General features: G+C 64.4%; 13 protein-coding genes. 9 read left to right on the top strand and 4 right to left on the bottom strand.

All coding sequences use genetic code 11. The annotated features are described in order from the left end of the window. Positions 1-155 precede the first annotated feature (155 nt). The 6 genes from RM190_RS12005 (at position 156) to RM190_RS12030 (ending at position 5,730) form a co-directional block, all read left to right on the top strand. On the top strand, positions 156-974 hold the full coding sequence (locus RM190_RS12005; protein WP_311759687.1) for a shikimate dehydrogenase family protein: 819 nt from the start codon (positions 156-158) through the stop codon (positions 972-974). A gap of 199 nt (positions 975-1,173) precedes the next feature. Then, complete coding sequence (locus RM190_RS12010) at positions 1,174-2,301, top strand: ABC transporter substrate-binding protein (RefSeq protein ID WP_311759688.1); 1,128 nt, start codon at positions 1,174-1,176, stop codon at positions 2,299-2,301. Between the two features lie 112 nt (positions 2,302-2,413). Beyond that, positions 2,414-3,289 (top strand): branched-chain amino acid ABC transporter permease, encoded by an 876-nt coding sequence (locus RM190_RS12015; protein ID WP_311759689.1) that lies wholly within the window; start codon positions 2,414-2,416, stop codon positions 3,287-3,289. Then, positions 3,289-4,263: a branched-chain amino acid ABC transporter permease gene (locus RM190_RS12020; protein WP_311759690.1), complete on the top strand. Its 975-nt coding sequence runs from the start codon at positions 3,289-3,291 to the stop codon at positions 4,261-4,263. Before RM190_RS12015 ends, RM190_RS12020 begins: the two co-directional genes overlap by 1 nt. After that, entirely contained in the window at positions 4,260-5,006 is a 747-nt protein-coding gene (locus RM190_RS12025; protein WP_311759691.1) for an ABC transporter ATP-binding protein, read from the top strand. The genes RM190_RS12020 and RM190_RS12025 overlap by 4 nt, the downstream gene beginning before the upstream one ends. Before the next feature lies 1 nt (position 5,007). Then, positions 5,008-5,730, top strand: coding sequence for an ABC transporter ATP-binding protein (locus tag RM190_RS12030; RefSeq protein WP_311759692.1), 723 nt, complete (start codon positions 5,008-5,010; stop codon positions 5,728-5,730). A gap of 16 nt (positions 5,731-5,746) precedes the next feature. Here RM190_RS12030 and RM190_RS12035 read toward each other — a convergent pair whose 3' ends face one another. Next, on the bottom strand, positions 5,747-6,640 hold the full coding sequence (locus tag RM190_RS12035) for an NAD-dependent epimerase/dehydratase family protein (protein ID WP_311759693.1): 894 nt from the start codon (positions 6,638-6,640) through the stop codon (positions 5,747-5,749). 118 nt (positions 6,641-6,758) lie between these two features. Between RM190_RS12035 and RM190_RS12040 the strand changes: the two genes are divergently transcribed. The 3 genes from RM190_RS12040 (at position 6,759) to RM190_RS12050 (ending at position 10,633) form a co-directional block, all read left to right on the top strand. Then, complete coding sequence (locus RM190_RS12040; RefSeq protein ID WP_311759694.1) at positions 6,759-8,441, top strand: FAD-dependent oxidoreductase; 1,683 nt, start codon at positions 6,759-6,761, stop codon at positions 8,439-8,441. 183 nt (positions 8,442-8,624) lie between these two features. After that, positions 8,625-10,013 carry an MFS transporter gene (locus RM190_RS12045; RefSeq protein ID WP_311759695.1) on the top strand — a complete coding sequence of 463 codons (1,389 nt, stop codon included), beginning with the start codon at positions 8,625-8,627 and terminating at the stop codon, positions 10,011-10,013. Positions 10,014-10,177: 164 nt separating this feature from the next. Continuing rightward, positions 10,178-10,633, top strand: a complete 456-nt coding sequence (locus tag RM190_RS12050; RefSeq protein WP_311759696.1) for a universal stress protein — start codon at positions 10,178-10,180, stop codon at positions 10,631-10,633. Between the two features lie 77 nt (positions 10,634-10,710). On the opposite strand, the gene RM190_RS12055 is transcribed toward RM190_RS12050, so the two are convergent. The 3 genes from RM190_RS12055 to RM190_RS12065 form a co-directional block, all read right to left on the bottom strand. After that, entirely contained in the window at positions 10,711-11,958 is a 1,248-nt protein-coding gene (locus RM190_RS12055) for an MFS transporter (RefSeq protein WP_311759697.1), read from the bottom strand. 248 nt (positions 11,959-12,206) lie between these two features. After that, entirely contained in the window at positions 12,207-12,518 is a 312-nt protein-coding gene (locus RM190_RS12060; protein ID WP_311759698.1) for a hypothetical protein, read from the bottom strand. A gap of 85 nt (positions 12,519-12,603) precedes the next feature. After that, the gene (locus tag RM190_RS12065; protein WP_311759699.1) at positions 12,604-13,275 is read right to left on the bottom strand and encodes an orotate phosphoribosyltransferase; all 672 of its coding nucleotides are present in this window, start codon (positions 13,273-13,275) and stop codon (positions 12,604-12,606) included. Between the last annotated feature and the right edge of the window lie 135 nt (positions 13,276-13,410).

Here is a 13,410-nt window from a genome sequence, read left to right on the forward strand (position 1 = left end):
CTTTCCGTCCTCTTATCCGCATAAAGTCAGATCAAATTTCAGAAGTCAATTTTATTATTGAATGTCATTCCACATTTGCTAATCTCGCTGACAGGACAAGCGAATCCCATGCCGGAATCGCGGTGGGCTTCGGGACGGAACTGCGAGGAGGCAAGATGTCACAACGGCTGCGGATCGACGGCGAAACCGCGATCTTCCCCATCATCGGACACCCGATCGGCCAGGTGAAATCGCCAACCTCGCTCAGCCAGATCATGGCCGAGCGCGGCTATAACGGCATGGTCGTCCCGATGCATGTCCTGCCCGCCGACCTGCCCGACTGGCTGGAACAGGCGGGCAAGGTCAGGAACTGCCCCGGCATCGTCGTCACCGTGCCGCACAAGGGACCGTGCCTAGATTTCTGCGCCAGGGTCACGGCGCGGGCGCGGGCCGCAGAGGCGGTCAACATCATGATCCGCGACCATCGGGGCGACTGGATCGGCGACGCGACCGACGGACAGGGCCATATGGACGGCGTCAGGGCCGAGGGTTTCGATGTCTCGGGCAAGTCGGCGCTGCTGGTCGGCACCGGGGGCGCGGGTGCGGCCATCGCCTATGAGATTCTGGCCCGCGGCGCCTCGGAACTTGCCCTGCACGACATCGACACGGCGCGACGCGACGCCCTTGTCACGCGGCTGGACGCCGCGTTTCCCGGCCGGGTCCGCATCGGCGACACCGATCCCCGCGGCTTTGCGCTGGTGGCAAATGCGACTCCTCTGGGAATGCGCGAGGGCGATCCCCTGCCGGTGCGCACGGAACTTCTGACCCCCGACCAATTCGTTTCCGACGTCGTGACGCGACCGGCGATTCCGCCTCTGATCGCTCAGGCGCGGGCGCGCGGCTGTGCCACCATGCCCGGCTCGGCCATGTTCGAGGCGCAGGCCGTGCTGCTGGCCGAACTGCTGATGGGAAGCCGCAAGATCGCGCTAGATTAACATAAGGTTACAGGGCATGAATTAACGGCACTCGCCAGCCCTTGGGCGCCTGTGCAGACTGGACGCGGCAGGTCACGGGAGAGGCTTGCCGCATCTTTGAACAGAATCGGGACCGCCCTGGCGCATCCCGTCCAGGACGCGGCGACCGGGTGCCGCAGCCCTGGCCAAAAGAACCCGGATCCTTGGGAGGAGACAACGAATGTTCAGAACATTGATCGGAACGGCCGCGACCGCGCTGGCCCTGTCCGCACTGCCAGCGCTGGCCGAGATCAAGATCGGCTCGATCGCCGAGCTTTCCGGTCCGGGTGCCGCCGCCGGAACCAACTTCCGCGATGGTGTGAAGATGGGATTCGAGGAAATCAACGCCGCCGGCGGTGTCCTGGGCGAACAGGTCGCACTTGGTGAATATGACAGCCAGACCGACCCGCAGGTCAGCCGCGCCATGGTCCAGAAGGCGATCGACGATGGCGTCGTGGCGCTGACGGGGACCGTCTTCTCGTCCTCGACCGTGGTCAACATGCTGGTCGCGAAACAGGCGGGCATCCCGCAATTCACTGGGTCCGAGGCCCCCTCGATCACCTCGATGAACAACCCCTATATTTTCCGCACCGCCTTCGGATCGCAAAAGGGCGTGCCGAAGATGGCGAAATACATGGCCGACGAGATGGGCGTGAAAAAGGTCGCCGTGGTCTGGGCCAATACCGAATTCGGCAAGGGCGGGCACAGCTCGTTCGAGAAAGAGGCCAAAAACTACGGTTTCGAGATCGTGGCCGACATCCCGACCGAGCAGGCGCAGAACGATTTCTCGGCCGACGTGGTCAAGCTGAAGGGCGTCGAGGCCGATGCCGTCTTCGTTTATCTGACCGAAGAGGAAAGCGCCCGCTTTCTGCGCGAGGCGCGCAAGCAGGGCGTGACCCAACCGCTGGTCGGAGAAACCACGCTGATCGGCCATAAGGTGATCGAGTTGGCCGGGGATGCCGCCAATGGCGCGATGGGCCATGTCGGCCTGACCCCCGACGCCGATATTCCGGCGATGACCGAGATGGTCGAGAAATTCAAGGCGAAGTACAATTACACGCCCGACCACAACGCCATCAAAGGCTATACTGCGGCCTATACGATCAAGTGCGTGACTGAACTGGTCGGCAAGGCCGACAGCCAGGCCATCGCCGACAAGATGCATGGGCTGACGTTGAAGGCCGCCGACTGCCCCGGCGTGCTGATGGATGTCAGCTGGGACGACACGGGCGAGATGTCGCGCGAAAGCTTCTTCGTCGAGGTCAAGGACGGCAAGCAGGTCGTCAAGGCGATCCTGCCGCCGAACTGATCCGATCCCGCAAAGGCCGCGCCCTGACCGGGCGCGGCATCGCTGCCAAGGGCAGGCTGGCGCCGACTTCGCCGGCCTGGCCCGGTTTGTCGCAACCTGACTCGGGGTTCACATGGCCGAGCTTATCCAGATCCTGATTTCCGGCCTTGCCGCCGGCTCCATCTATGCACTTGCCGCGGTGGGGTTTACCCTGCTGTGGCAGGCGTCGCAGACCATCAACTTCGCGCAGGGCGAATTCGTCATGCTGCCCGCATTCTTCGTGCTGATCGGCATGGGGATGGGGCTGCCGATGTGGCCCGCGATCGGCTTTGCGCTGATCCTGTCGCTGCTGATCCTGGGCGTCGCCTTCAAGAAACTGGTGGTCGAACCGATGCTGCCTCATGGCACATTGCCGCTGGTCATCGCCACCATCGCCCTTGGCCTTCTGATGAAGGAAAGCGTCAAGGAATTCTATGGCGCGACTGCCCAACCCTTTCCGGCGATCTTTCCGCAGACGGTCTATAATGTCGCGGGCGCCAGCGTCTCGGTGCAGGACATCTGCAACCTGCTTGTCTCGATGCTGGCGATCGGCGGACTGCAACTGTTCCTGAACCGCACCCGCACCGGCCGCTGCATGCAGGCCAGCGCGCAGAACCCGGCCGTAGCCGAAATCCTGGGCGTCGATGTGAAGCGCATGGTGCTTTACACCTTCCTGATCAACGCGGCGCTGGCAACCATCGCCTCGGTGCTGATCTCGCCCGTCTACCTCGCCAAGTTCTCGAATGGCGAAACGCTGGGCCTGGTCGCCTTCATCGCGGCCATCGTCGGCGGCTTCAACCAGATCAGGGGCGCGCTGGTCGGCGGGCTGCTGATCGGGGTGATCGACAACCTGTCCGCGGTCTATGTCTCGGCTGAATACCGGCAGGCGATGCCGCTGATCCTGCTGATCGCCATCATCCTGCTTCGCCCGCAAGGGCTGCTGGGCACCAAGGAAGGACGCGCGGTATGATGACCCGGACCCGACTGATCCTGATCGCACTTGGCGTCGTCGCCCTTGTGCTGGCCCCGCTCGGGCAGGGGAATTACATCATCTATACGCTGACATCGTGGCTTCTGTTCTCGATCTCGGCGATGGGGCTGAACCTGACGCTGGGCTATGCCGGGCAGGTCAGCATGGCGCAGGCCGGCTTCATGGGGATCGGCGCCTATGTCACGGCGCTGATGACGCTGGCGGGCCTGCCCTGGATCGCGGCCGTGGCCGTATCCATCACCTCATGCTTCGCGGTGGGGCTGTTGCTGGGCTGGCCGGCGCTACGCGTCCAGCACCATTTCCTGGCCTTCGTGACGCTGGCCTTCAACATCCTGCTGTTCCTCGTCCTGCGTAACGAGGAGGAAATCACCGGCGGCTCGTTCGGACTCGTCGGGATGCCGCGGCCCAGCGTGCTGGGCATAGCCACGGACAGCAATTTGAACTTCTATTACTTCACGCTGGCCTGCTTCGTCATCGCGGCATTCGTGATGTGGTGGATCCTGCATTCGCCCTGGGGCCGGGCCTTCAAGGCACTGCGGGAGAACCCGATCCGCGCGGAATCTCTGGGGCTGAAGATCCGCCGCCAGACACTTCTGGCCTTTGCCATCGGATCGGCCTTCGGAGGGCTGGCGGGCGCGCTGCAAACGCCGCTGGTGCAGTTCATCGAGCCGGGCAGCTTCGCGCTGTTCCACTCGCTGAAACTGCTTCTGATGGTGGTGGTCGGGGGCGCTGGCTTCTTCTTCGGCCCGATGCTGGGCGCCGCCGTGGTCATCCTGCTGCCCGAGCTGCTGCGCTTCACCGAGGGCTACTACCTGATCATCTATTCGACGCTGGTGATCCTGCTGATGGTGTTTTCGCCTAACGGGCTGATCGGGCTTGGACAGAGGATCTGGAACCAGTTCCGTCCGAAGCAGGAGCAGCGCGCCGACATGAAGAAGGGGTTTCAGCTGTGAACGCACCCATCCTTTCCGTCCGCAACATCTCGAAGCATTTCGGCGGGATCAAGGCGGTGAACGGCGTCAGCTTCGATGTCCAGAAGGGCGAGATCCTGGGCCTGATCGGGCCGAACGGTTCAGGCAAGTCGACGTTGTTCAACTGCATCCTGGGCCAGTTGCGGCCAAGTGCCGGCCATTGCGAGATCCTGGGCCGCCCGACCGACGGCGTCAGACCGGCGGACCTGTCGCTGATGGGAGTCGGCCGGACCTTCCAGCAGCTTTCGGTCTTCCCGAAGATGAGCGTGCTCGACAACGTCATCCTTGCTGGGCAGGAGCACGAAGGTTCGATGCTGTCGCGCTTGTTCGGCAAGCCCGATGCCGGGCTGACCGGCAAGGCCGAGCAGCTGATCGAGTTCTTCCACCTGACACCTTATCGCGACACGCAGGCGGGGTCGCTGTCCTATGGCCAGCAGAAGCTGGTCGATGCCGCGATGGCCTTCATGGCGGGGCCGGGGATCGTGCTGCTCGACGAACCGGCGGGGGGCGTGAACCTGACCATGCTGGCCCATCTCAAGGAACGTCTGCTGACCTATAACCGCGAGCACGGCACCACCTTCGTCGTGATCGAGCACAACATGGAATTCGTCATGTCGCTATGCACACGTATCATCGTGCTGGCGCAGGGCGAGATCATCGCCGAAGGCTCGCCGGACGAAATCCGGGCGAACCAGACGGTCATCGACGCCTATCTGGGGGGCTGACATGCTGGAAGTCAGGGACGTCACCGGCGGCTATGGCCGCATCACCATCCTGAATGGCACCTCGTTCACGATTCCGAAAGCCTCGATCACCACGGTGATCGGGCCGAATGGCGCGGGCAAGTCCACGGTGTTCAAGGCCATTTTCGGGCTTCTGAACATCCATTCCGGCCAGGTCCTGCTGGAGGGAGAGGACGTGACCCGCAAGCGCCCGGCCGAAATGATCGCCCGCGGCGTCACCTACGTCCCGCAGGGGCGCAACGTCGTGCCGCAACTGTCGGTGTTCCATAACCTCGAACTGGGGGGCATTACCGCCAAGGATCAGGGCAAGGTGCGACAACGGATCGAGCAGGTCATGGACCAGTTTCCCATGCTGCGCGAGCGCCGCGACCAGAAGGCAATCGAGTTGTCGGGCGGCCAGCAGAAGCAGCTGGAAATTGCCCGCGCCTTGCTACTGGACCCGAAGTTGATCCTGATCGACGAGCCCTCGATCGGGCTGTCCCCGAACCTCGTGCAGGAAGTGTTCCAGACCCTGATCCGGCTGCGCGATCAGGGTGTCACGATCCTGATGGTGGAGCAGAACGCCAAGGCCGCACTAGCCATGTCCGATTACGGGCTGGTGCTGGAACTGGGCCAGACGCGGATGTTCGACCGTGCCGACAAGCTGCTGGCCGATCCGCGCGTCGGCCAACTTTTCCTGGGCGGACATATCGAGGATGCCGCCTGAGACAGCGTGCGGGGCCTCAGGCCCCGCACAGTTCGGCCAGCGTCCGGGCAATCCCCTCCTCGATCCGCGTGACCGGATGGTCGCCCAGTCCGGCGGGCACCGGGTCCGAGGAAAGGTCGGCCGGGATGCGCAGGGGCACACCCTCGATCCCGATGCCATCCCAACCGCTTTGCCGGGCAAGCTCGGCAGTGAACTCGGTCATCTCGCGCGTGTCGCCCGCCATGGTCAGGACACTTGCCCCCTGCATCGGCTGCGTCATCGCGGCGGCCAGCAGGCGGGCCACGTCATCGACATGGACAAAGCCGACCCGGCCCGAAAAGCGGATCTGCGCCGCCTCACGCCGGACCGAGGCCGCAAGTGCGATCGACGGGCCCGCCGCGATGCCGCTGCTGATCCCCGGACCATAGACGATGTAGGGCCTGAGGCCGAGGCTGGGGACGCCGTGATCCGTGGCCCAGACCCGCGCCACGCCCTCCACCGCAAGCTTGGTGACGCCGTAAAGCGACATCGGGTGCGGGGTCGCGGCACTTTCCGGTCCAAAGACCGCAGCGCTGCTGAGATAGGCAACCGGCGCCCCGATCCGCCGCGCCAATTCGAACACTAGGGTCGAGCCAAGCACGTTCACCCGCACCGCCAGCGCCGGGTCGCGGGCGCAATCGACCGTCATCAGCCCGGCCAGATGGACGATGCCCGAACACCCCTGCCCCGCTGCGTCAAGCGACGTCGCGTCGGTCACATCGCCCACGACCGTCTCGCAACCCGGCAGCGGGTCCATGCGCCGGATCGCCCCTTCCAGATCGAAAAGCCGGGGCACGATCCCTTGCTGCAGCAGCGTCCCGGCCACCCTTTGCCCGATGAAGCCGGTTCCCCCGATCAGCAGCACCCGCCGCGCATAACGTCCATTCGCCATCCCGTCCTCTCCTCTTGCGACTCGCATAAATGGAATCATATTCAATTCTAAAAATCACTTCCATTTTTTCGCCTGCCATGGCAATTTCTGCCTGCGCATGGCGAAGGGGAGACACGCGATGGACACCGGGACATTTGATGAAGAGGTTGACCTGCTGGTCATCGGCGCAGGCGCAGGCGGCATGACGACGGCGCTGACCGGTGCCATCCGTGGGCTGAAGGTGCTGCTGTGCGAAAAGACGTCGATGGTCGGGGGCACCACCTCGACCTCTGGTGGCACGACTTGGGTGCCGGGGACCGAACTGTCGCGGCGCGCCGGCGTTCCCGACAGCGTCGAGGATGCCGCGACCTTCCTGCGCCATGTCGTCGGCAATCGCGGTGGAGATGACAGGCGCGCGGCATTCCTGGCCTCGGGACCAGAGGCGATCGCCGATCTCGAACGGAATTCAGAACTGCGCTTTGTCGCGGCCACCGCCCATCCCGATTATCTGGACGGGACGGGCGCAGCCTATGGAGGACGGGCGCTGGCACCGGTCGAATTCGACGGCAGGCTGCTTGGTCCGGATTTCGATCGGGTGCGTCCGCCTCGTGACGTCTTCATGGGGCTGGGCGGCATGATGGTTGCCCGCAACGAGATCGCGGCAATGCTGAACCCGTTTGCGAACGTTGGAAATTTCCGCGTCGCGGCACGCAATGTCCTGCGTTATGGCCGCGACCGCCTGCGCCACCCGCGCGGCACACGGCTGCTGATGGGCAATGCGCTGGTCGGGCGGCTGTTGTTCAGCCTGCGCCAGCGCAAGGTGCCGATCTGGTTTGAAAGCGCGCTGGCCGATTTTATCCGCGACGGCGAACGCGTCGTCGGCGCGGTCATCCGCACGCCCAAGGGCGACCGCCGGGTGCGTGCGCGCGGGGTCGTGCTGGCGACCGGCGGCATCGGCTGGAACACCGAACTGCGCCGCAAGCTGTTCCCCGCCCAGATCGCGCCGCGCTCGCAATCGCCCGAGGGCAATACCGGCGACGGCATCTCGCTTGCCATCGACCGTGCGGGGGCCGCGCTTGGCGATGGTTGCGACAGCGCGGGGCTGTGGATGCCCTGCTCGCTGCTGCCCGGGCGCGGCGACAAGGTCGCGGTCTGGCCGCATATCATCCTGGACCGGGCCAAGCCGGGGCTGATCGCGGTCGGTCCGGACGGGCGACGCTTCGTCAACGAAGCCGACAGCTATCACGACTTCTGCATGGGCATGATCCGCGCCGGGCTGGATCAGGCCTGGCTGGTTGTCGACGACCATTTCATCCGCCGCTATGGACTTGGGCTGGTGCTGCCGGGTGGGCGCGGCCTGTCCAGACTGCTGCGGCGCGGCTATCTGCAACGGGCCGACAGCATCCCTGCACTGGCCGCCCGCATCGGCGTCGATGCCGCGGGACTGACCGACAGCGTGGCTGCGAACAATGCCCATGCCGCAGCGGGCAGCGACCCCGATTTCGGGCGCGGCTCATCCGTCGTGAACCGCTTCAACGGCGATGCCGAGGTCGCCGGGAACCCCTGTCTTGGCCCCATCGGGACCGCGCCATATTACGCGCTGCGGGTGGTGCCGATCGACCTTGCCGGCAGCGGTGGACTTGATTGCGACGTCGATTCGCGTGTGCTGAACACTGCCGGCGCACCCATCGAGGGCCTTTACGCCTGTGGAAACGACGCCGCCTCGATCTTTCGCGGAACCTATCCGGGGCCCGGAACGACGATCGGACCCGCGGTTGTCTTTGGCTGGCGCATCGCGCAGCAGGTGGCCGACGCCGCCTGAGCGCCCCCACGATATCAACGGGATGACCGATCACCTTGATCCGCGACCGAACGTCACGCGGGACGAGTCCATAACATCGTGTTAATGCCGCATGACAAACGGTCTTTGACGTTACGAAAGCCCTTTGCGATGTGTCACAGCCACAGCGCCTGAGGAGCCGGCGCCGCAATCTGGGAGGTTATCATGACCGCTTCAAACCCCGTGTCCGCGCGGGCCAAGAGCCAGTCGAGCAAGGCTGCGGCCAGCGGCTGGATCGGCTCGGCACTGGAGTATTACGACTTCTTCATCTACGCGACCGCCGCCTCGCTGGTGTTCCCGCAGATCTTCTTCCCGTCCGAAAATCAGCGCGTGGCGATCATCGCCTCGCTTGCGACCTATGGCGTGGGCTATGTCGCGCGGCCTATCGGCGCCTTCGTGCTGGGCCATTGGGGCGACACGCATGGGCGCAAGAACGTGCTGATCCTGTGCATGTTCATGATGGGTATCTCGACCCTGCTGGTCGGCCTGCTGCCGACCTACAGCCAGGTCGGAATTCTGGCGCCGATCCTGCTGGTCGTGCTGCGACTGGTCCAGGGCTTCGCCGTCGCGGGCGAGATTTCGGGGGCCAGTTCAATGGTGCTTGAACATGCGCCCTTCGGACGTCGCGGATTCTTTGCCAGCTTCACCCTGCAGGGCGTGCAGGCGGGCCAGATCCTGGCCGCGGCCGTCTTCCTGCCGCTGGCGCATTTCATGCCCGACGACGCCTTCAACAGCTGGGGTTGGCGCATTCCCTTCCTGCTGAGCTTCGTGGTCATCGTCGCCGGCTGGATCATCCGCCGCGAGGTCGACGAAACCCCGGCCTTCCAGAAGGAAGAAGCCCAGCAGGCGACCGCGCGCTCGCCCGTGGTCGAGGCGATCCGCACCAGCTGGCCCGACATGATCCGCGTGATCTGCATGGCGCTGATGAACACGATCCCTGTCGTCGCCACTGTCTTTGGCGCGGCCTATGCGGTGCAGGCGGCCTATGGCATCGGCTTCCACAAGGACGTCTATCTGTGGATCCCGGTCATGGGCAACATCCTGGCCTGTGCGGTGATCCCCTTTGTCGGCAACCTGTCGGACAAGATCGGCCGCCGGCCCCCGATCATCGTCGGCGCGCTGGGTTCGGGACTGCTGGCCTTTGGCTATCTTTACGCGATCTCGATCCATTCGGTGCCGCTGGCGATCCTGATGTCGCTGCTGATGTGGGGCATCGTCTATCAGGGCTATAACGCGATCTTCCCAAGCTTCTATCCCGAGCTGTTCCCGACCCGGACGCGCGTGTCCTCAATGGCGATCTCGCAGAATATCGGCACGACGATCACCGCCCTGCTGCCGGCGCTGTTCGCCACCGTCGCACCCCCCGGTTCGACCAACGTGCCGATGGTGGTGGGCTCGATCGCCTTCGCGATCACCGTGATCGCCGCCGCCGCCGCCTGGTCCGCGCGCGAGACCTATCGCGTCCGCATGGAGGATCTGGGCAACCCCGATGCCATCCCGGTGCCGCAAACCGAATATGTCCGCCTGCGCGGCGAGGCTCTGGCCAGCCGCTGACCCCGGGACATGTGGCCCCGCCCGGGGCCACCCATGCAGCGAACTTCCTCACCTGCCGGATCGTCGACCCCGACGGTCCGGCTTTTTCTTGGCGAATGCTTCGGGCGGCGTCTCCTGCAATTGCCTCTGCGTCCTCGAAACTCGGTGACAAACTGATCGGGCAGATGCAACACTTGCCCAGGGATTGGACCGAGGGAGAAATCAAGTTGATTGGCAAGGTTCTGACGACGACGGACGGAATGCCCCATTCCGACATCGCAATTCAATATGCAGCGCAACTGGCCGCGAAATATGGCGCGCCTTTGACCATCTGCGTGGTCAATATTGCGCATGGGGGACCGCGCGGCCCGATGATCCAACATTGGAGCGATCAGGAAATCGCCGGAATCTTCGACCATGCCGCTTCAATCGCGCGCGAAAATGGGGTCGCGGAACCCAAGCAGGTCAGCCTTGTCAGCCGTGAAGCAGCAGCCGGGATCGTCGCCTATGCCGAGGATAACGGCTACGACCAGATCGTCGTGGGCACCGGCAACAAGCGCGGATTGTCACGGCTGATGATCGGATCGGTCGCCGCCGACGTGGTCGCACGCGCCCATGTCACGGTCACGGTAGCGCGCTAGCAGCGACGGCGGGGGCAAAGCCGACTCGTCAGCGTCCGCTGTCAAACTACGGCGGCCGCGAGCGGTCGTCTTTGCCCTCAGCTGCCGTCCAGTCTTTCAACGCGGCGCAGGACCGGAAATGCGGTCATCCAGATCGCGACCACGGCAAGGGTTCCAAGCCCGCCGATCACACCTGCGGCGACCGGTCCCAGCCAGCCCGCCATCATGCCGCTTTCGAATTCGCCAAGCTGGTTCGACGTCCCGATGAAAAGCGAATTCACGGCATTGACCCTGCCCCGCATCTCGTCCGGCGTCATCAGCTGCACAAGGGATGAACGCACCACCACGCTGATATTGTCCGAGGCCCCGACGACCAGCAGCGCGAGAATTGAAACAGCGACGCTTTTCGACAGTGCGAAGAGGATGGTGGCCAGCCCGAAAACTGCGACTGCCGCGAACATCTTTCGGCCCGCGCCGCTCGTAATCGGGGCTCGCCCCAGATAGATCGACATGCCAAGTGCGCCAACCGCCGGCGCTGCACGCAGCAGGCCAAGGCCCAGCGGTCCCGCCTGCAGGATGTCCGAGGCAAAGATCGGCAGCAGCGCCGTTGCACCGCCCAGCAGAACCGCGAACAGGTCCAGCGAGATCATCCCCAGCACCGCCGGTGTCCGCCGGATAAAGCCTACCCCCGCAAACACCGTTCGCAGCGTGACCGGCGGTCGCGCGGCCTGCGCGACGTTCAACACCTTAATTGTGCCGACGCTGTAACCCGCCGCAAGAAACAGCACGCCTGAGAAGATGAAGGGCAGGATGTGCCAGAAGCCGTAGAGCACGCCACCCAAGGCCGGACCGACGATCAGCGCGGTCTGCATGAACGAGGTCGAAGTGGCGATTGCGCGTTGCAGCATTCCCGGCCCCACGATCCCCGGCACCAACGAGGCCATCGTCGGACGTTCGAATGCCTGAGCCGCCCCCAGAACTGCCACCGCGACTAGGATGCCGGTTGGGGTCAGGCTTTGCTGCCAGACCAGAAGTCCCAGGACGATTACCGTCGCCGCTTCGACCCATTGGCAGACAAGCCCGATGCGGCGGCGGTCATAGCGGTCGGCGACCGCGCCCACGACGAAGGTCAAGATGAGCATCGGCAGGAACTGGAAGAACCCGACCCATCCCAGCATCCAGGCCGAGCCCGTCAGCTCATAGATCATCCAGCCCATCGCGACCGTCAGGGACTGGAAAGCAAGCGATGAACAGGTCCGAGAGGCGATGAAATGCCGATAGTTCTGGTTTTGCAAAACCGATTGCGACTGCGCTTCATGCGCGCCCGCAAAATCCTGTGTCGTCATGCCGAGGTCCTGAAATGTCGCGATGCCTGTATGTCGCGACTCCGCATGCCGCGATAATCAAAATTGAAAGCCAGAGGCAAGGTGAAGTTCGCAGATCACGCGGGCTTGCACAGGATTGCCAGGAAATAACACCGCGGCCTTGAAGCGCGCAGGTGGGCGGATGCGCGCCGGCTATCGAGCGGATCAGGCAGCAGGTGGCGAGATTGAGGGGCGCGCCACCGATCGCGCGCCCCACAGGGGAGTTGGCGTCACTCGGGCGAGATCTCGGCAAGCGCGAGTTCATTGATCAGCGCAAGCTTGTCCTCGGCGCTGGCATTCTGGACAGCGATGATGCGCTCAAGCCAGGATTTCAGGATCTGCATGGCCGCGCGGTCGACGGCCGAGGGCAAGGGTTCGCGATCGACTGTTTCGACAAAGCGGCCGGTCAGTTCCGCCAGCAGGCGCGCGACGCCCGCATTCGCCGGATCACCCGGCAGCGCCTTCAGGATGCGCTCGTTCAGGGCGACATAGGTGCCGATGCCGCCGGGCTGGGTCTGCAGCCAGTTCAGGACTTCTTTCATGGGTCTATCCTTCCATCCTTCCGAAGTTTCCTTACCCGCCGGCTCCCCGGTCCGGGTGGAATGGTGTGCCCTGCCGCGCGGGGCCTCAGCCTGCCGGCCTGTCCGCCCGACCGCCGTGGCGCGCGGACCAGACCACCGGATCGGCAAGAAATTCTTCGACCACAGCGCGATGCGGGGCGGGCAAATTGCTCTTCAAGGCGAGCACATCCTGCCAGGTTGCAAGACTATGCAGGCCCAGACCGGCATTGGCCAGACGCTCACGCGTGCCTGGGAATGCGTCGTGATAGAAGATCGTGAGAACGTCCGTGACCACCGCGCCCGCGCTGCGCAGGCCGCGCGCAAAGCTAAGCTTGCTGCTGCCGTCGGTGGTCAGGTCATCCAGAAGCAGAACCCTGCGCCCGTCGACCGGGCCACCTTCGACCTGAGCATTGTGCCCCGCGCCCAAGGGCCGCTTGCGCACATGGCGCAAGTCCATGTCCAACCGATCGGCAAGGGTGGTCGCGAAGGGCATGCCCGCCGTCTCGGCCCCGGCAATGGCGTCAAATCCGTGCCCCGCCAGTGGTCCGGCAAGGAAATCTGCGGCAAGATCGGTCACGACGCGCCGTGTCGCCGCCGCACCGAAAAGCAGCCTTACATCCACATAGACCGGGCTGGCCCAGCCGGCGGCCAGAAAGAAGGGGCGATCCGTGCTGACATGAACGGCCCCGGCATCGATCAGCATTTCGGCGACGGTCCGACCAGCTTCCTGTGCGCTCATCGGCTTTCCTCCTGCAACGACCCGGACGGGACTGCGCCGCCCCCATAAACTACAATATCGCCCGCGAGACGCGGGACGCGCCCGGCAGGCCACACGGGGCGCGCAACCGGCCTAAGCCGGTCATTCGCGGGGCGC

It is taken from the genome of Paracoccus broussonetiae, assembly GCF_031854425.1.
Classification (GTDB): Bacteria; Pseudomonadota; Alphaproteobacteria; order Rhodobacterales; family Rhodobacteraceae; genus Paracoccus; species Paracoccus broussonetiae.

Coding starts and splice junctions, on each gene's coding strand:
- RM190_RS12005 (WP_311759687.1), top strand. CDS start 156: ATGTCACAACGGCTGCGGATCGACGGCGAAACCGCGATCTTCCCCATC.
- RM190_RS12010 (WP_311759688.1), top strand. CDS start 1,174: ATGTTCAGAACATTGATCGGAACGGCCGCGACCGCGCTGGCCCTGTCC.
- RM190_RS12015 (WP_311759689.1), top strand. CDS start 2,414: ATGGCCGAGCTTATCCAGATCCTGATTTCCGGCCTTGCCGCCGGCTCC.
- RM190_RS12020 (WP_311759690.1), top strand. CDS start 3,289: ATGACCCGGACCCGACTGATCCTGATCGCACTTGGCGTCGTCGCCCTT.
- RM190_RS12030 (WP_311759692.1), top strand. CDS start 5,008: ATGCTGGAAGTCAGGGACGTCACCGGCGGCTATGGCCGCATCACCATC.
- RM190_RS12035 (WP_311759693.1), bottom strand. CDS start 6,640: ATGGCGAATGGACGTTATGCGCGGCGGGTGCTGCTGATCGGGGGAACC.
- RM190_RS12040 (WP_311759694.1), top strand. CDS start 6,759: ATGGACACCGGGACATTTGATGAAGAGGTTGACCTGCTGGTCATCGGC.
- RM190_RS12045 (WP_311759695.1), top strand. CDS start 8,625: ATGACCGCTTCAAACCCCGTGTCCGCGCGGGCCAAGAGCCAGTCGAGC.
- RM190_RS12050 (WP_311759696.1), top strand. CDS start 10,178: ATGCAACACTTGCCCAGGGATTGGACCGAGGGAGAAATCAAGTTGATT.
- RM190_RS12055 (WP_311759697.1), bottom strand. CDS start 11,958: ATGACGACACAGGATTTTGCGGGCGCGCATGAAGCGCAGTCGCAATCG.
- RM190_RS12060 (WP_311759698.1), bottom strand. CDS start 12,518: ATGAAAGAAGTCCTGAACTGGCTGCAGACCCAGCCCGGCGGCATCGGC.
- RM190_RS12065 (WP_311759699.1), bottom strand. CDS start 13,275: ATGAGCGCACAGGAAGCTGGTCGGACCGTCGCCGAAATGCTGATCGAT.